Origin of the sequence: Saccharothrix sp. NRRL B-16348, from assembly GCF_001280085.1 — a bacterium.
In the GTDB taxonomy this organism is placed as follows: domain Bacteria; phylum Actinomycetota; class Actinomycetes; order Mycobacteriales; family Pseudonocardiaceae; genus Actinosynnema.
In genome coordinates this window covers 27,144-44,746 of sequence record NZ_LGED01000091.1, presented here as the reverse complement: position 1 = coordinate 44,746, position 17,603 = coordinate 27,144, and the positions used below count along the sequence as shown (strand labels likewise).

17 protein-coding genes are annotated in these 17,603 nt (G+C 72.1%); 15 read left to right on the top strand and 2 right to left on the bottom strand.

What is annotated here, in order from left to right:
* Positions 1 to 48 precede the first annotated feature (48 nt).
* Both ADK67_RS10575 and moeZ read left to right on the top strand, forming a co-directional pair.
* Positions 49 to 1,077 carry a DUF3152 domain-containing protein gene (locus ADK67_RS10575; protein ID WP_053716224.1) on the top strand — a complete coding sequence of 343 codons (1,029 nt, stop codon included), beginning with the start codon at positions 49 to 51 and terminating at the stop codon, positions 1,075 to 1,077.
* A gap of 103 nt (positions 1,078 to 1,180) precedes the next feature.
* Positions 1,181 to 2,353 (top strand): adenylyltransferase/sulfurtransferase MoeZ, encoded by a 1,173-nt coding sequence (gene moeZ, locus ADK67_RS10570; RefSeq protein WP_053716223.1) that lies wholly within the window; start codon positions 1,181 to 1,183, stop codon positions 2,351 to 2,353.
* 71 nt (positions 2,354 to 2,424) lie between these two features.
* Here moeZ and ADK67_RS10565 read toward each other — a convergent pair whose 3' ends face one another.
* Positions 2,425 to 3,411 carry a serpin family protein gene (locus ADK67_RS10565; RefSeq protein ID WP_053716222.1) on the bottom strand — a complete coding sequence of 329 codons (987 nt, stop codon included), beginning with the start codon at positions 3,409 to 3,411 and terminating at the stop codon, positions 2,425 to 2,427.
* A 116-nt stretch (positions 3,412 to 3,527) separates the two neighbouring features.
* On the opposite strand from ADK67_RS10565, the gene ADK67_RS10560 reads away from it, so the two are divergent.
* From ADK67_RS10560 to ADK67_RS10500, 13 genes are all read left to right on the top strand, one after another.
* Positions 3,528 to 4,322, top strand: coding sequence for a TIGR02569 family protein (locus ADK67_RS10560; RefSeq protein WP_231648115.1), 795 nt, complete (start codon positions 3,528 to 3,530; stop codon positions 4,320 to 4,322).
* 152 nt (positions 4,323 to 4,474) lie between these two features.
* Positions 4,475 to 6,448 carry a molybdopterin oxidoreductase family protein gene (locus ADK67_RS10555; RefSeq protein WP_053716301.1) on the top strand — a complete coding sequence of 658 codons (1,974 nt, stop codon included), beginning with the start codon at positions 4,475 to 4,477 and terminating at the stop codon, positions 6,446 to 6,448.
* Complete coding sequence (locus tag ADK67_RS10550) at positions 6,445 to 7,887, top strand: FAD-dependent oxidoreductase (protein ID WP_053716221.1); 1,443 nt, start codon at positions 6,445 to 6,447, stop codon at positions 7,885 to 7,887. The genes ADK67_RS10555 and ADK67_RS10550 overlap by 4 nt, the downstream gene beginning before the upstream one ends.
* A 100-nt stretch (positions 7,888 to 7,987) precedes the next feature.
* Entirely contained in the window at positions 7,988 to 9,340 is a 1,353-nt protein-coding gene (locus ADK67_RS10545) for an MFS transporter (protein ID WP_053716220.1), read from the top strand.
* Positions 9,341 to 9,460: 120 nt separating this feature from the next.
* Positions 9,461 to 11,965 carry a nitrite reductase large subunit NirB gene (gene nirB / locus ADK67_RS10540; RefSeq protein WP_053716219.1) on the top strand — a complete coding sequence of 835 codons (2,505 nt, stop codon included), beginning with the start codon at positions 9,461 to 9,463 and terminating at the stop codon, positions 11,963 to 11,965.
* On the top strand, positions 11,962 to 12,282 hold the full coding sequence (nirD, locus tag ADK67_RS10535; protein WP_053716218.1) for a nitrite reductase small subunit NirD: 321 nt from the start codon (positions 11,962 to 11,964) through the stop codon (positions 12,280 to 12,282). Before nirB ends, nirD begins: the two co-directional genes overlap by 4 nt.
* Positions 12,279 to 13,394, top strand: coding sequence for a uroporphyrinogen-III synthase (locus tag ADK67_RS10530; RefSeq protein WP_053716217.1), 1,116 nt, complete (start codon positions 12,279 to 12,281; stop codon positions 13,392 to 13,394). The genes nirD and ADK67_RS10530 overlap by 4 nt, the downstream gene beginning before the upstream one ends.
* On the top strand, positions 13,391 to 14,056 hold the full coding sequence (locus ADK67_RS10525) for a sirohydrochlorin chelatase (protein WP_053716216.1): 666 nt from the start codon (positions 13,391 to 13,393) through the stop codon (positions 14,054 to 14,056). Before ADK67_RS10530 ends, ADK67_RS10525 begins: the two co-directional genes overlap by 4 nt.
* An 82-nt stretch (positions 14,057 to 14,138) precedes the next feature.
* Positions 14,139 to 14,447 carry a hypothetical protein gene (locus tag ADK67_RS10520; protein ID WP_053716215.1) on the top strand — a complete coding sequence of 103 codons (309 nt, stop codon included), beginning with the start codon at positions 14,139 to 14,141 and terminating at the stop codon, positions 14,445 to 14,447.
* Positions 14,444 to 15,388, top strand: coding sequence for a hypothetical protein (locus tag ADK67_RS10515; protein WP_053716214.1), 945 nt, complete (start codon positions 14,444 to 14,446; stop codon positions 15,386 to 15,388). The genes ADK67_RS10520 and ADK67_RS10515 overlap by 4 nt, the downstream gene beginning before the upstream one ends.
* On the top strand, positions 15,385 to 15,834 hold the full coding sequence (locus ADK67_RS10510; RefSeq protein ID WP_053716213.1) for a YbaB/EbfC family nucleoid-associated protein: 450 nt from the start codon (positions 15,385 to 15,387) through the stop codon (positions 15,832 to 15,834). The genes ADK67_RS10515 and ADK67_RS10510 overlap by 4 nt, the downstream gene beginning before the upstream one ends.
* A gap of 86 nt (positions 15,835 to 15,920) precedes the next feature.
* Entirely contained in the window at positions 15,921 to 16,883 is a 963-nt protein-coding gene (locus tag ADK67_RS10505; protein ID WP_053716212.1) for a pirin family protein, read from the top strand.
* Positions 16,880 to 17,269, top strand: coding sequence for a tetratricopeptide repeat protein (locus ADK67_RS10500; protein WP_053716211.1), 390 nt, complete (start codon positions 16,880 to 16,882; stop codon positions 17,267 to 17,269). Before ADK67_RS10505 ends, ADK67_RS10500 begins: the two co-directional genes overlap by 4 nt.
* On the opposite strand, the gene ADK67_RS10495 is transcribed toward ADK67_RS10500, so the two are convergent.
* Entirely contained in the window at positions 17,232 to 17,558 is a 327-nt protein-coding gene (locus tag ADK67_RS10495; RefSeq protein WP_053716210.1) for an MGMT family protein, read from the bottom strand. The genes ADK67_RS10500 and ADK67_RS10495 overlap by 38 nt on opposite strands.
* Positions 17,559 to 17,603 lie beyond the last annotated feature (45 nt).

Here is a 17,603-nt window from a genome sequence, read left to right as displayed (position 1 = left end):
GTCACCTGGAGTCCGCCGCCGGGGTGCGGTTGTGGCACCCTGGTTGGCGTGAACCGGACGTCGCAGGGCGCGCGTGACACGGCGCCGTCGTCTGATGACCGGCCGCCGCTGTCCGAAGACCGCTACCGCCGCGGCACGCGCCGCACCGGCGCCGAGCCGCTGGCCGCGGCCTGGGAACCGGCCGGCCGGAGGCGCCGCAAGCGGCGCCGGGGGATGAAGGGCCTGATCGCGGGCTACGGCTGGCGGATCTACGCCATTCCCGTGCTGCTCGTGCTCACCGCGCTGGTCGTGCTGGACACCGCCGCGCCGTCGACGTCCGCCGGCGGCGAGACGAACCCCACCACCGACGTGTCCGCGGCGCCGACCACCACCGGGCCGCCCGACGCGACCGAGAAGCCGCCGATCGACATCGACCTGAAGAACTTCCCCACCGCGCAGCTGCCGGAGGGGCCGAAGTTCTCCGAGCAGGGCGCGGGCACGTTCGCCGTGGTGCCGGGCACGACACCGCAGGTCGGCACGGGCGGCAAGCTCTACCGGTACGCGATCGCCATCGAGGACGGCGTCGAGCCGGCCGACTACAACGACGACCGCGGCGCGTTCGCCCGCACGGTCGACGGGATCCTGGCCGACCCGCGCAGCTGGATCGGCACGGGCGAGGCGTCGATGCAGCGCGTCGACACCGAACCGGTCGACTTCACGGTGAGCTTGACCACCACCGCCACCACGCACGCCCTGTGCGGGTTCCAGATCCAGTTCGAGTCGTCGTGCTGGCACCAGGGCACCAAGCGGGTCATCATCAACACCGCCCGGTGGGTGCGCGGCGGCAAGGTCTACGGCAACGACATCAGCGCCTACCGGACCTACGCGATCAACCACGAGGTCGGCCACGTGCTGAAGAACCCGCACGAGGGCTGCAAGGAGAACGGCAAGGCCGCGCCGGTGATGATGCAGCAGTCGTTCGGGGTGGCCAACGACTACGTCGCCCAGCTCAACTCGGTCGACTCCTCCAACCGGTACGCGGTGGAGGCCAACGGCCTGGTGTGCACGCCCAACCCATTCCCCGTCGCGCCGCAGTAAGAGAGGCGTCCCGCGCCTTGGGACGACTTCCCATCGGGGAAGACGGACGGGCAGGCTGGTGTTGTCCGTCGGTACAGGACATGTTTCGTCGAGGAGGACTCAGATGGCGCTTCCGCCGCTCGTGGAGCCCGCAGCGGAGCTGACCAAGGAAGAAGTAGCGCGCTACAGCCGCCACCTGATCATCCCGGACGTCGGGGTCGACGGGCAGAAGCGGCTGAAGAACGCGAAGGTCCTGGTCGTCGGCGCGGGTGGCCTGGGCAGCCCGGCCCTGCTCTACCTCGCGGCGGCGGGTGTCGGCACGCTGGGCGTGATCGACTTCGACATCGTCGACGAGTCGAACCTCCAGCGCCAGGTCATCCACGGTCAGTCCGACATCGGCAAGCCCAAGGCCGAGTCGGCCCGGGACTCGGTGGCCGAGATCAACCCGTTCGTGAAGGTGGTGCTGCACCAGACCCACCTGAACTCGGAGAACGCGCTCGACATCTTCCGCGACTACGACCTGATCCTGGACGGCACGGACAACTTCGCCACCCGGTACCTGGTCAACGACGCGGCCGTGCTGCTGGGCAAGCCGTACGTGTGGGGCTCGATCTTCCGGTTCGAGGGCCAGGTCAGCGTGTTCTGGGAGGACGCGCCGAACGGCCAGGGCCTGAACTACCGCGACCTCTACCCCGAGCCGCCGCCGCCCGGCATGGTGCCGTCGTGCGCCGAGGGCGGTGTGCTGGGCGTGCTGTGCGCGTCGATCGGCTCGATCATGGTGACCGAGGCGATCAAGCTGCTGACCGGCATCGGCGACCCGCTGCTCGGCAGGCTCATGGTCTACGACGCCCTGGAGATGTCCTACCGGACGATCAAGATCCGCAAGGACCCGGAGAGCCCGAAGATCACCGAGCTGATCGACTACGAGGCGTTCTGCGGTGTCGTGTCCGACGACGCGCAGCAGGCCGCCGCGGGCAACACGATCACGCCGCTGGAGCTGAAGCAGAAGCAGGAGAGCGGCGAGGACTTCCTGCTGGTGGACGTCCGCGAGCCGCACGAGTACGAGATCGTGAAGATCCCGGGCTCGGTGCTGATCCCGAAGGACCGCATCCTGTCGGGCGAGGCGTTCGCGGAGCTGCCGCAGGACAAGCAGGTCGTGCTGCACTGCAAGTCGGGCGCCCGCTCGGCCGAGGCGCTGGCGGTGCTGCACCAGGCCGGGTTCAAGGACGCCGTGCACGTGGGCGGCGGCGTGCTCGCCTGGGCCCGCGAGGTCGATCCCTCGCTGCCGACGTACTGAGCTGACGACGCGCTGAGCTGACGACCGACGCCGGGACAGCCCTTTCGAGGGGCCGTCCCGGCGTCGTGCGTTCACGGCTCGACCACCTCGGCCAGGAACAGCAGCAGACCGGTGCCCCGGTGGCGCACGACCAGCAGGAACGGCCGGTCGAACCGCACCACCAGTGCTTCCCGCGGGTCGTGCCAGCCCATGGCGGCGATCGCCGACGTGGCCGCGGCGCCCTCGACGCCGTGCTCGTCGAGCGCGAGCTTCGCCTGGTGCAGCACCTGCTCCACCAGCAGCCACGAGTCGAACAGCGGTCCCGCACCCAACGCCCGCAAAGGCTCGGCCAGCTCCGTGGCCTCCGTCAGGTCCACCTTCGGCAGGTGCAGGTCGACCTCGGTGAACCGCACCCCCGTGACCAGGTCGGCGAGCGCGTCGCCGTCGAGTTCCGCGGTCGCCAGGGGTTGGTCGGGCAGCAGGGCGACGACGTCCAACGCCTCTGCGCACGGGATCAGCACGGACTGCCAGCCGTGCCGCGCGGCGTGGCCGAACGTGCCGACCCGGCGCATCGTCGGCACCATCCGCTTGCCCGAGGGCGTGCGGAACTTGCGGGGCCGCGTGTCGTCCTCGGGGAAGTCCTCCACCCACGCGCCCTTCGCGTGCAGCGCGTTGACCAGGATGGCGAGCGTGCCGGGCGTGATGGCGCCGGGCGGAACGGCCCGCGGGACCAGGCCCCGGGTCAGCTCGCGCACCACCTCGTTGATCACGACGTGCGCGTGCTCGTCCAACGCGAGCCGTCGCACGTCCGGGTGGTTCGCGGCGGGCGCGGCCGGGTCCACCCAGATGGTGTCGGCCGAAGTCACGGCGGGCTCGTCGGCCGCGACGGCGAGCAGCTTCGCGGTGCGCCCGACGTCGGCGCGCAGCACGTCGGCCACGGCGGGCGCGGTGTCCTCGCCCGCCACGTCCGCGGCCCGGCACAGGGCCGCGGCCACGGAGAACGGCGACCAGCACCGGTTGCCGGCGGGCAGCGCGCGGTGCAGCGCGAGTGCGAACGCGGCGTGCGTGGCGTCGGTCACAGCACAAACCCCCTAATGAGACCGCAATAATGCGGTTAGGCCGAATGCGTGGACACCACGTGTTCGAACGCCCGACGTCCACCAACGGAAGGCCCGGTGCAGGTAGCGTGCCGGCCGTGACCACTCCGGAGCCGCCACCGTCGCACGTGCGCGCCGCGTTCGGCGCGCGCGACGCCGAGCCGGAGTTGATCGACGGCGGCCCCGTGTGGCGGTGCGGCGACGCGGCGATCCGGCCCGCGGGCAAGCCGGCCGAGGCCACCTGGGTGGCCAAGACCCTCGACGCGCTCGCCGTCGACAACCTGCGCGTGGCCAGGCCGTTGCGCTCCACCGACGGCCGGTACGTGGTCGGCGGCTGGGCGGCGACCAAGTACCTCTCCGGCCGGGCCGAGCCGCGGCACGACGAGGTCGTCGACGTGGCCGTGAAGCTGCACCGGGCGACCGCCGACCTGGCCAAGCCGCGGTTCCTGGACGCGCGGACCGACCTGTTCGCCACCGCCGACCGCTGCGCGTGGGACGAGGAGAAGGCCGACCTCGACCCCGACCTCGGCGGCCGGCTGTTCGACCTGACCGCCGCCTACCGCAAGCCCGTCGCGCTCAAGCCGCAGGTGGTCCACGGCGACCTGTTCGGCAACGTGCTGTTCGCGGGCGACGCCGCGCCCGCGATCATCGACTTCGCCGCCTTCTGGCGCCCGGCGCCGTACGGCGCGGCGGTCGTCGTGGTCGACGCGCTGTCCTGGGGTGGCGCGGATCACGGTCTCGTGCGGCGGTGGGCGCACCTGGACGAGTGGCCGCAAATCCTCCTGCGGGCGACCCTGTTCCGGCTCGCGGTCCACGCCCTGCACCCCCGTTCGAGCAGACAATCTCTGGCCGGGCTGGAGCGAACGGCCGCGCTGGTCGTCGAGCTGCTGTGACCTCACCCTCAACGCGGAGTAGCTGAGCAGGCAAGTTCGCGTGGACGAAACAATCCACGTTCTATCGTTAACAGCTGCTTCTTACCGTCGGGCACGTGACCGACTCCCGCAGAATCGACACGCACTGCCCGTACTGCGCGTTGCAGTGCGCGATGACCATCGAGAACGGCAAGGTGTCGCCGCGGGAGTTCCCGACCAACCGCGGCGGGCTGTGCCAGAAGGGCTGGACGTCGGCCGAGCTGCTGACCTCGCCCCACCGGCTGACCACGCCGCTGGTCCGCCGCGACGGCGAGCTCCGGCCGGCCACGTGGGACGAGGCGCTGGACCTCGTCGCGGCCAAGCTCAAGGACCTCCGCGAGGCGCACGGGCCGGACTCGGTCGGCGTGTTCGGCGGCGGTGGGCTGACCAACGAGAAGTCGTACCTGCTCGGCAAGTTCGCCCGGGTCGCGCTCGGCACCTCCCAGATCGACTACAACGGCCGGTTCTGCATGTCCAGCGCCGCCGCCGCCGGCATGAAGGCGTTCGGGCTGGACCGCGGCATGCCGTTCCCGGTCACCGACCTCGACCGCGCGGACGCGATCCTGCTGGTCGGCGGCAACCCGGCGGAGACCATGCCGCCGTTCGTGCAGCACCTCAAGAACGCCGAGCTGATCGTCATCGACCCCCGGCGCACGCCCACCGCCGAGCTGGCCACCCTGCACTTGCAGCCCGCGCCCGGCACGGACCTCGCGCTGGCGCTCGGCCTGCTGCACACCGCCGTGGCCGACGGCCACCTCGACCAGGAGTACCTGGACGAGCGCACCACCGGCTTCGACGAGGCCTGGCGCATCGCCGCCACGTGGTGGCCGGAACGCGTCGAGCGGGTCACCGGCGTGCCGGTCGCCGACCAGCGGGCGGCGGTGCGGATCCTGGCCGAGGCGCACAACGCCTACATCCTCACCGGCCGCGGCACGGAGCAGCACGCCAGCGGCGCGGACACCGTGTCGGCGTGGATCAACCTGGCGCTGGCGCTCGGGATGCCCGGCCGGAAGTACTCCGGCTACGGCTGCCTCACCGGCCAGGGCAACGGCCAGGGCGGCCGCGAGCACGGGCAGAAGGCCGACCAGCTCCCCGGCTACCGCAAGATCGACGACCCGGCGGCCCGCGAGCACATCATGAACGTCTGGGGCGTCGACGACCTGCCCGGACCCGGCCGTTCGGCCTACGAGCTGCTCGACGCGCTCGGTCAGCCGAACGGCCCCAAGGCGCTGCTGGTGTTCGGCAGCAACATGATCGTCTCCGCGCCCCGCTCCCAGCACGTCGCCGACCGGCTCAAGGCGCTGGACCTGCTGGTCGTGGCCGACCTGGTGCTGTCGGAGACGGCCGCGGTCGCCGACGTCGTGCTGCCGGTCACGCAGTGGGCCGAGGAGAGCGGCACGATGACCAACCTCGAAGGCCGGATCCTGCTGCGCCAGGTGGCCGTGGCGCCGCCCGAGGGGGTGCGCAGCGACCTGGACGTGCTGCGCGGCCTGGCGACCCGCCTCGGGCAGCCCGCCGAGCGGTTCCCGACCGAGCCCGAGGTGGTGTTCGAGGAGCTGCGGCAGGCGTCCAAGGGCGGCGCCGCCGACTACTCCGGCGTGACCTACGAGCGGCTGCGCGACGGCGAGGCCCTGCACTGGCCCGTGGTCCAGGAGAGCACGCCGCGCAACTTCCTCGACCGCTTCGCGCACGCCGACGGCCTGGCCAGGTTCGTGCCCGTCGAGCACCGCGGGCCGGCCGAGATGCCCGACGCCGACTACCCGCTGCAGGCGACCACCGGCCGGGTGCTCCAGCACTACCAGTCCGGCGCGCAGACCCGGCTGGTGCCCGAGCTGAACAAGGCCGAGCCCGAGGCGTACGTGGAGGTCCACCCGGACACCGCGACCAGGGCCGGCCTGGACAACGGCGGGATGGCGGCCGTCGTCTCGCGGCGCGGCCGGACCGTGGCGCGGGTGCGCTGCGTGCCGTCGATGCGCATCGACGTCGTGTTCCTGCCCTTCCACTACGCGGGCGAGGGCCGGGCCAACCTGCTGACCAACCCGGCGCTGGACCCGACCAGCCGGATGCCCGAGTTCAAGGTGTGCGCGGTCCGATTGGAGTCGGTATGAGGAACGTTGTCATCGTGGGCTACGGCATGGCCGGCGCCCGGCTGGCCGACGAGATCCGCCGCCGCGACCCGAAGGCGGAACGCGTCTCGGTGACCGTGCTGGGCGACGAGTCGCACCACGCGTACAACCGGGTGCTGCTGTCCAGCGTGGTGGCCGGGTCGCTGACGCCCGACGCGGTGCGGCTGCACGACCCCGACTGGGCCGCCAAGCACCACGTGGACCTGCGGCTCGGCGGCACCGTCACCAAGATCGACCGGACCCGCCGGGTCGTGCACGTCGACGACACCGAGGTGCCCTACGACTCGTTGGTGCTGGCCACGGGCTCGCGGTCCTGGGTGCCGCCGACGCCCGGCCTGCTGGACGGCAACGGCGACCTGGCGTCCGGCGTGGTGGCGTTCCGCTCGCTGGACGACTGCGCCAAGATCGTGGAGAAGGCCTCGCCCGGCACGCCGGTCGCGGTGCTCGGCGGCGGGCTGCTCGGGCTGGAGGCCGCCCGCGGCCTGGCCGGGCGCGGCTGCCTGGTCACCGTCGTGCACCCGGTCAAGCACCTGATGGAACGGCAGCTCGACGCGGGCGCGGGCCGGGTGCTGGCGACCACGTTGAACGGCCTCGGCATCGAGTTCCGGCTCGGCGTGCTGGCCGCGAAGTACGTGCCCGGCGACGGGCTGGAGCTGGACGACGGCACGCACGTGCCCGCCGACCTGGTCGTCGTCTCGGCGGGCGTGCGCGCGGAGACCGGCCTGGCCGAGCAGGCGGGCATCGACGTCGACCGCGGCATCCTGGTGGACGACGCGCTGCGCAGCAGCGACCCCAGGGTGCACGCCATCGGCGACTGCGCCCAGCACGTCGGCACGGTGTCCGGCCTGGTCCAGCCCGCGTGGGAGCAGGCGGCCGTGCTCGCCGACCGGCTCACCGGCGTCGCGCCCGCCGCCCGCTACTCCGGCACCACCGTCGTGACCAGGCTGAAGGCCCGCGACGTCGACCTGGCCGCGTTGGGCGACGTGCACGTGGGCGTCGACTCGGCCGACGACGAGGTGCTGTGCTTCCAGGACCCGGCGCGCGGCCGGTACGCCAAGCTCGTGCTGCGCGACGACAAGGTCACCGGCGCGATCGTGCTCGGCGCGCCCGACGCGGCGGCGGCCATCACCCAGCTGTTCGACCGCGGCCTGCCCGCGCCGACCGACCGGCTCGCGCTGCTGCTCGGCCGCGCGCTGCCCGCCGAGAACGAGGCCAGCCCCGCCGACCTGCCCGCGTCCGCGGTCGTGTGCCGCTGCAACACGGTGAGCAAGGGCCAGCTGGTCAGCGCCTGGCGCGGCGGTGCGACGACGTTGTCCGCGATCGCGGAGGTCACCCGCGCGAGCACGGGCTGTGGCGGCTGCAAGGACGCGGTGTGCGGGATCGTCGACTGGCTCGCCGCCTCACAGCCCCAGTCCGCGTGATGTGCGCGGGAGTTGCCGCCGACGACACCTGTCCGAACGTCGGGGTAACGGACCGTTCTTACGGTTCCCGCAACGGGAAAACGGTGTCCAGGAGGGTCCAATGAGCACGGTGGTGGAGACCAAGGACGTTGCGCCGCAGGTGAAGCGCGGTGGCCGGTGGATCGACAACTGGGAGCCGGAAGACCCGTCGTTCTGGGAGACGACCGGCAAGAAGGTGGCCCGCAAGAACCTCGTGTTCTCCATCCTGGCGGAGAACCTGGGCTTCACGGTGTGGAGCCTGATGAGCATCGTCGTCGTGAGCCTCGGCTCGGTCGGCTTCAGCTTCAGCGTCGGCCAGACGTTCTGGCTGCTGATCGTGCCGAACCTGGTCGGCGCGGTGCTGCGCATCCCCTACACGTTCGCGGTGCCGAAGTTCGGCGGGCGGGCGTGGACCACGATCAGCGCCGGCCTGCTGCTGATCCCCACCACGATGCTGGCCATCGCGGTGTCGGACCCGGGCACGCCGTACTGGTTCTTCCTGCTCACGTCGGCCGCGATGGGCTTCGGCGGCGGCAACTTCTCGTCCTCCATGGCGAACATCTCGTTCTTCTACCCGGAGGGCAAGAAGGGCCTGGCGCTCGGCCTCAACGCGGCGGGCGGCAACCTCGGCGTCGCGATGGTGCAGCTGGTCGTGCCGATCGTCATCTCGCTGGGCACCGGCATCAACCTGGCCTACGCGGCGCTGGTCTGGATGCCGTTCATCATCGTGGCCGCGGCGGCGGCGTGGTTCCTGATGGACAGCCTCACCCAGGCCAAGCCGGACGGCTCGTCGTACAAGAAGGCGATGTCGAACAAGCACACGTGGGTGATGTCGTTCCTGTACATCGGCACGTTCGGCTCGTTCATCGGCTTCTCGTTCGCGTTCCCGTCGCTGATCAAGCTGAGCTTCGTGGAGTACAAGAGCTTCGTCGGGCTGGCCTTCCTCGGCGCCCTCATCGGCTCGGTGAGCAGGCCGTTCGGCGGGTGGCTCGCCGACCGGTTCGGCGGCGCGCGGATCAGCATGGCCGTCTTCCTCGGCCTGGCCGCCGGCACGGTCGGCCTGCTGATCAGCATCGAGGTCCGCAGCTTCGCGCTGTTCTTCGGCTCGTTCATCGCGCTGTTCGTGCTGGCCGGCGTGGGCAACGGCTCGACCTACCGGATGATCCCCGCGATCTTCGCCGCGCAGACGGAGGACATGAGGTCGGCCAAGCGGCAGGCCGCCGCCGTGGTCGGCATCGCGGGCGCGATCGGCGCGTTCGGCGGCGTGCTGGTGAACCTGGTGTTCAAGTTCTCGCTGGAGGGCAGCAAGACGCTGGCCCCCGCGCTCACCGCGTTCCTGGTGTTCTACGGGCTCTGCATGGCCACCACCTGGTGGTTCTACATGCGGCGCCGGGTCTTCGCCCGCGTGCCGAGCCTCGCCTACGCCGGTGTGTGACGCACACAACGCTCTGAAGTGCGGCGTGAGGCTGCTTTAACGCCTGCGCAACATTCGCGACCTTGGCACGACACGGTGCCCGGTGAGCATTGACCCCGGGCAGAAGAAGGGATTGGTCCCATGACGCGAACGCTCGTAGTGGTCGGTCACGGCATGGTCGGTCACCGTCTCGTGGAAGCACTCCGCGAGAAGGACGTCACCGACCAGTGGCGGGTCGTCGTGTTCGCCGAGGAGACCCGTCCCGCCTACGACCGGGTCGCGCTGTCGTCCTACGTCGACAACTGGGACGCCGGGTCGCTGAGCCTCGCGCCGCACGACGACGACGCCGTGACGCTGCACCTGGACGACAAGGTCGTGCACATCGACCGGGACGACAAGGTCGTGCGCACCACGAAGGGCCGGGTGCAGCCGTACGACGCGCTGGTCCTGGCCACCGGCTCGGTGCCGTTCGTGCCGCCCGTCCCCGGCCGCGACCTGCCCGGCTGCCACGTCTACCGCACCATCGACGACCTGGACGGCATCCGCCGCACGGTCGAGTCGGCGCGCGCCGCCGGCCGGCACGCGGGCATGGTGCTCGGCGGCGGCCTGCTCGGCCTGGAGGCGGCGAACGCGCTGCGCGGCATGGGCATCTCGCCGCACGTGGTCGAGCTCGGCCCGCGGCTGATGCCGCTGCAGGTCGACGAGGGTGGCGGCGGCCTGCTCAAGCGCCTGGTGGAGAAGCTGGACCTGACCGTGCACACGGGCACGTCCGCGTCCTCCATCGAGCAGGACGGCGAGCGGCTCATCGCCAAGCTGTCCAACGGCGTCGAGCTGGACCTGGACGTCGTGGTGTTCTCCGCGGGCATCCGGCCGCGCGACGAGCTGGCCCGCTCGTTCGGCCTCACGGTCGGCGAGCGCGGCGGCATCATCGTCGACAAGGCGTGCCGCACCTCCGACGAGCACATCTACGCCATCGGCGAGTGCGCCAACCTCGACGGCATGGTGTACGGACTCGTCGCACCGGGGTACTCCATGGCCGAAGTGGTGGCCGACCGCCTGCTCGGCGGTGCCGCGGAGTTCCCCGGAGCCGACATGTCCACCAAGCTCAAGCTGCTCGGCGTCGACGTCGCCTCGTTCGGCGACGCGCACGCCAAGCAGGAGGGCGCGCTGGAAGTCGTGGTCAACGACGCCGTGGCGGGCACGTACGCCAAGGTCGTGGTGTCTGACGACGCGAAGACGCTGCTCGGCGGCATCCTCGTCGGCGACGCGTCCAAGTACATGTCGCTGCGGCCCCTGGTCGGCAGGCCCGTGCCCGGCGACCCGGTCGCGCTGATCGGGCCGGAGGGCGGCGTCGAGCTGACCCTGCCGCACGACGCGCAGGTGTGCTCGTGCCACGCGGTCACCAAGCAGCAGATCGTGGACGTGGTCAACTCCGGCGAGGCCGTCGACGTGCCGGGCATCAAGGCCTGCACCAAGGCGGGCACCGGCTGCGGCTCGTGCGTGCCGATGCTGAAGAAGCTGCTGTCCGAGTGCGGCATCGAGCAGTCCCGCGCGCTGTGCGAGCACTTCGACCACTCGCGCGCCGACCTGTTCGAGATCGTCCGCTCCACCGGCGTCACCACCTTCACCGACCTGATCACCCGGCACGGCCGCGGCCTCGGCTGCGACATCTGCAAGCCCGCCGTCGCCTCGATCCTCGCCTCGCTGGACAACGGGCACGTGCTGGAGGGCGAGCAGGCCACCCTGCAGGACACCAACGACCGCTTCCTCGCCAACATGCAGCGCAACGGCACCTACTCGGTCGTGCCGCGCATCCCCGGCGGCGAGATCACGCCGGAGAAGCTGATCGTCATCGGCGAGGTCGCCCGCGACTTCGGCCTCTACACCAAGATCACCGGCGGGCAGCGGATCGACCTGTTCGGCGCCACCGTCGACCAGCTGCCGGAGATCTGGAAGCGCCTGGTGGATGCCGGGTTCGAGTCCGGGCACGCCTACGGCAAGGCGCTGCGCACCGTGAAGTCGTGCGTCGGCACCACGTGGTGCCGCTACGGCGTGCAGGACTCCGTGTCGCTCGCCATCGAGCTGGAGCTGCGCTACCGCGGCCTGCGGTCGCCGCACAAGCTCAAGTCCGCCGTGTCCGGCTGCGCGCGCGAGTGCGCGGAGGCGCGGGGCAAGGACTTCGGCATCATCGCGACCGAGAACGGCTGGAACCTCTACGTCGGCGGCAACGGCGGCTTCACCCCGCGCCACGCCGACCTCATCGCGTCCGACGTGGACACCGAGACCCTGATCAAGCTGATCGACCGGTTCCTGATGTTCTACATCCGCACCGCGGACCGGTTGCAGCGCACCTCGACCTGGATCGAGTCGCTGGAAGGCGGGCTTGACCACCTGCGCGACGTCATCGTGCACGACAGCCTCGGCATCTGCGCCGACCTGGAAGCCGCGATGGCCAAGCACGTGGACAACTACCACGACGAGTGGCGCGGCGTGCTGGAGGACCCGGAGAAGCTGTCCCGCTTCACCTCGTTCGTCAACGCGCCCGGCACGCCCGACCCGACGATCTCGTTCCGCGAGGAGCGCGGCCAGAAGGTGCCGGTTCTGCTGGGTGTTCCCACTGTTGGCCAGGCGGAGGTTTCCCGATGACACCTGTGTGCGAGTTGAGCGCCCTCCAGCCCGACCGCGGGGTGGCTGCCCTGCTCCCCGACGGTTCCCAGGTGGCGGTGTTCCTCACCTCGGCCGGGACCGTGCACGCGTTGGGCAACATCGACCCGTTCAGCGGCGCGGCCGTGATGTCGCGCGGCATCGTCGGTGACCGCGGCGGCGTGCCGGTGGTCGTGTCCCCGGTGTACAAGCAGGCGTTCGAGCTGTCCACCGGCAAGTGCCTGGACGACCCCTCGACCGGAGTGCCGGTGCACCCCGTGGTCGTGACCGACGGTGTCATCCAGGTCGGGTCACCGTGAACGCCGCCCCGCTGGCCGGGTACACGGTCGGTGTGACCGCCGCCCGGCGGGCCGACGAACTCGGCGCCCTGCTGGAGCGCAAGGGCGCCACCGTGCTGCACGGCCCCGCGATCCGGATCGTGCCGCTGCCCGACGACACCGAGCTGCTGGCCGCGACCAAGGCCGTGGTGGAGGAACCGGTGGACGTCGCCGTGGCGACGACCGGCATCGGCTTCCGCGGCTGGGTCGAGGCCGCGGAGGGCTGGGGCCTCGGCGCGCGCCTGCTGTCCCGGCTGTCCGGGGCGCGGGTGCTGGCCAGGGGGCCGAAGGCGCGGGGCGCGGTGCGTGCCGCCGGGTTGGTGGAGACGTGGTCGCCGGAGGGCGAGAGCAACGCCGAGCTGCTCGACCACCTGCTGCGGGCCGGTGTGTCCGGTCAGCGCATCGCCGTGCAGCTGCACGGCGAGCCGTTGCCGGAGTTCACGTCGACCCTGCGCGCGGCCGGTGCCACGGTCGTGGAGGTCCCCGTCTACCGCTGGACCGGCCCGTCCGACCCCGCGCCGCTGGAACGGCTGCTGGAGGCCGTGCTGGCCGGCCAGGTGGACGCGCTCACGTTCACCAGCGCGCCGGCCGCGGCGTCCGTGCTGCGCGTGGCGGGCGCGATGGGCAAGCAGGCCGAGCTGATCTCGTTGCTGCGCCGGGAAGTCCTCGTGGTGGGCGTCGGCTCGATCACCGCCGGACCGCTCGTCGCGGCCGGCGTCCCGGTCGTGCAGCCCGCCCGCGCCCGGATCGGCGCGCTGGCCCGTGAGCTGACCCTGGAGCTGCCCGCCCGGGCGACCCGGCTGCGGATCGCGGCCCGTGACATCGAACTGCGCGGCCAGGCCGTGGTGGTGGACGGCGAGCTGCGGCCCGTCCCGCCCGCGCCGATGGCCGTGCTGCGCGTGCTGGCCGCCGCGCGCGGCCGGGTGGTGTCCCGGCGCGACCTGCTGGCCGCGCTGCCCAGCGGCGGCGAGGAGCACGCCGTGGAAACCGCCATCGGCCGCCTGCGCTCGGCGTTGGGCGAGCCGCGCATGGTCGCCACCGTCGTCAAGCGCGGCTACCGCCTGGCCATGGACCCCGCCGGAGTGGCTGTATGACCCTGGTTCTCGTCGCGCACGGCACCCGTGACCCCGCCGGAGCCGTTGTCGTGGAGGAAATCGCGTCCCTCGTGCGCGCCCGGTTGGGTGGCGTGCCCGTGCGGGTCGCCTACGCCGACGTGCGGCAGCCGGACGTCACCTCGGTGCTGGAGGCCATCTCCGGCCCGGCCGTCGTGGTGCCCGCGTTCCTGGCCGCCGGCTACCACGTGCGGGTGGACATCCCGGCGCAGGTCGAGGCGTCCGGCCACCGCGACGCGGTGATCACCGACCCGATCGGCCCGGCCCTGCTGCCCGCGGTGCTGGCCCGGTTGACCGAGGCCGGCTGGACACCGGGCGACTCGGTGGTGCTGGCGGCGGCGGGCTCGTCCGACCCGCGCGCGCTGGCCGACGTGCGCGCGACGGCCACGGCCCTGTCGCACCGGGTGGGCCCGGTGACGATCGGCTACGCCGCCACCGCCGAACCGCACATCTCCGAGGTGGTCGCCGCCGCGTCGGGACGCGTCGCGGTCGCCTCGTGGCTGCTCGCCCCGGGCCTGTTCCACCGGGTCGTGGCCGAGTCGGGGGCGGCCGTCGTGGCCGCGCCGATCGGCGCGCACCTGCGCGTGGTCGAAGCCGTCCTCCTCCGCTACTACGAGGCCCGCTGCTTCCAGGACGTCGCCTGACCCCTGCGGCAATCCCTCAGGCAATCCCCTGCGGACGATCACGGACCGTCGTTACCGTGGCCGTGGATCCGGAGGAGGGCTCATGGGGGATCAGTTCTCGGTCCAGCTGGACCGGCTCGACAGCCTGGCCGGCGAACGGCTGCCGGGCATGGCGGGCGCGATGGGCGAGGCGCTGTCGCACCTCAACCGCGTGATCGACGAGACCGACGGCGCGTTCATCGCACCGCCGTCGGGCGAGGCAGACCTGTTCGCCGGCGCCCGGACGGAGTTCCGGGTCACCACGGACTACCTCCAGCAAGTGCTGCAGGACAACGTGGGCAACCTGGAGCTCGCGGCGAAGGCGTTGCGGGAGATCGCGTCGCGGTACCGGCAGGCGGACGGCCAGGGATGAGCGGCTACCAGGAGTGGGCCGACAACATGAACGGCCAGCGCGAGCACTTCCTGGGCCTCGCCGCCGAGTACGGCATGGGGTTCATCGGGCCGCGGATCCCGCCGCTGTTCGACGCTTTCCTGTGCGGTGACCCCGATCGCGTCGAGGTGATGGTGGACCACCTCACCAAGGCCAAGTACGCGTTGAACAAAGACCTCCGCGAGCACCTGGGCGGCGCCCAGCTGGACATGGACGGGTGGGTGGGCGACGCGGCGGAGGACTTCCTCGACTTCCTGCTCAAGCTCGAGGACGCGGTCGGACAGCTGACCGAGTGCATCGAGGCGCTGATCGTCGTCCTGCGCTCGCACGCGGCGGTGGTGCTGGCGATGCGCGAGGACGCCCTCAACCTGGTCGACCTGTCGTTGCAGGGCATCGACGCGGCCGGCGCGGACGACTGGAAGGTCGCGCTCGCCGTCGTCGGCGCCGTGGCCGGGGTGCTCGGCACCGTCGCGAGCCTCGGCACGAGCCTGGGCCCGCTGGCCGGCGTCATCACCGTCATGGGGAGCGCGATCAGCGGCACGGCGAGCGTCGCCAACGAGGTGATCGACGCGAGCAGCGAGCTCGGTGTGCTCGACGACATGACCAGGGCGGGCGCGAGCATCGTCCAGAAGGTCGGCGACCAGTCCTTCGCGGTCGAGGTCGGCCTGCGCGAGCTCGCCGGGTTCGTGTCCGGCGCCGAACTCGCCGAGGTACGGCCGGACCGGCCGGACGTCATCACCGCGCCGTCGTTCGACCCCGCCTCGTTCGGGATGGCCGACGAGGCGCAGGGCAAGCACCCCAGGCCCACCGACACGACCGACCTGGTGCCTGAGCCGAGGCGGCGCGCCGACGGGCCGTACGACCGCGGTCGCAGCGTGTTCGACCCGGACCGCGACGAGTACGAGGAACAGGGGCCGGCGTGAACTCCGACGAGCTGAACCGGCGCGCGGGGGAGCTGACCGCACGGGCGGCGGACCTGTACTCGCGGGTCCACCGGCGCGAGGAGACCTTGCGCGCCGCGCGGGAACGGGCGGTCGCGGCGACCGGTGAGGCGTCGGCCCCGGACGGGTCGGTCCGCGTCACGGTCGACGCGGGCGGGATGGTGACCGGGCTGGAGCTCGCGCCGTCCGCCCTGGCGTCGAACCCGGCACGGCTCGCCGCGCTCGTCGTGCGGGTCGCGCAGGAGGCCGCCGGCCAGGCGCGTGCGGCGGTGCGCGAGGTCTACACGCCCTTGCAGCGGGAAGGTGTGCTGCGGGACGCGCCCGTGCTGCTGCCCGAGCCGACGTCGCCGCGGGTCGCGCCGCCGCCCCGGCCGCGGCCCCGTGACGACGACTTCGAACGGCCGGTCCTGCGGGACGACGGCTGGTGAGCCGTCGGCGGAATAGTTGAGGTTTCAACTAGGTTGACGCGGGTGAGACCGCCGAACCCGGGCGGTCACCGCCCGAGGAGGCAGCCATGCCCGCCGTCACCGCCGACACCCTGACCCTGCCGCGCCTGCCCCGACTGCCCGAGGCCACCACCGCGTGGCGGGGCGTGCGCCGGGTGGTGCGGGCGCAGCGGTTCCTCGAAGGCGAGGGGTTCCAGGTCCGCCGCCCCTTCCCGGGCGTCGAACTCGCCGACGCGGACCCGTTCCTGCTCCTCGACCACATGGGCGCCGTCGAGTACGGCCCCGGCGAGGCGAAGGGCGCGCCCTGGCACCCGCACCGCGGCTTCGAGACCGTCACCTACATGATCGACGGCGTCTTCGAGCACCGGGACTCCACCGGTGGCGGCGGCGTGATCACCAACGGTGGCACGCAGTGGATGACCGCCGGCTCCGGCGTGCTCCACTCCGAGCTGCCGTCGCAGGAACTGGTGGCCAAGGGCGGTCTGTTCCACGGCGTGCAGCTGTGGGTCAACCTGCCGAAGGCCGCCAAGTGGACCCCGCCGCGCTACCAGGACATCACCGCGGCCGACACCGTGCTGCTGTCCAGCGACGACGGCGGCGCGCTGGTCCGCGTGATCTCCGGCGACGTGGCGGGACACCAGGGCCCGGGCATGACGCACACGCCGATCACCTACCTGCACGCCACGCTCAGCCCGCACGCCCACCTGACCCTGCCGTGGCCGGAGGACTTCACCGCGATGGTGTACGTGCTGTCCGGTCGTGGCACGGTCGGCGTCGACCACCGGCCGCTCGAAGAAGGACAACTGGCCGTGTTCGAGGGCAACGGGGCCGCGCTCACCATGCGTGCCGACACGGCGTGGGACGTCCTGGTGCTGGGCGGGCTGCCGCTGCGCGAGCCGGTCGCGCGCTACGGGCCGTTCGTGATGAACACGAGGGCCGAGATCCTGCAAGCCGTCGAAGACTTCCAAGCCGGGCGACTGGGCGTCACGCACGTGCCGCACGTCACCGCGGCGGACGAGGAGCTGTCATGACCGATGTCCGGGAACTGCTGCGCAAGGGGCGCATGTTCCGCGCGTCCGGCGACCCGAGCGGCGCGGCCCGCTACCTGGCCGAGGCCGCGGAGCACGCGCCGGAGGACCGGACCGTGCTGACCGAACTCGCGTTGGCGCACTTCCAGTCCGCCGCGCTGGGCAAGGCCGAGGGCGTGCTGACCGCGCTGGTCGACCTCGACCCGTCCGACGGCTACACGCGGCTGCTGCTCGGCCGCACGCTCAGCAGGCAGAGCAGGCACGCCGAGGCGCTGCCGCAGCTGCGCCTGGCCGCCGCGATCACCCGCGACCCGGAGGTCGAGTCCGAGGTGGCCCGCGTCGAGGCGCGGGTCAGAACAGGGCGGGAGGCTCCTCCGCCTTCTCCTTGACCGCGTCCTCCCAGCGGTACGTGCGCAGGTCGACCTTGCCGCCGTCGACCTCCACGCCTTCCTCGCGCAGCCGTTGCAGCTGCTCGTCGGCGATGTGGGGCGCGCACGTGCCGTTGGCGCGCAGCACCCGGTGCCACGGCAGGTCGTGCCCGTCCTGGTTGAGCACCTGCCCGACCAGGCGGGGCGACGGCGCGCGGGCGATGTCGGCGACGTCACCGTAGGTCGCGACCCGCCCTCGAGGAATCTTGCGCACGACCGCGCGGACCATCTCGTGCAACTGTTCGTCCACAGCGCCAGTATGGCCGCTGCTCCGACGCGACCTCGCGTGGTGGTC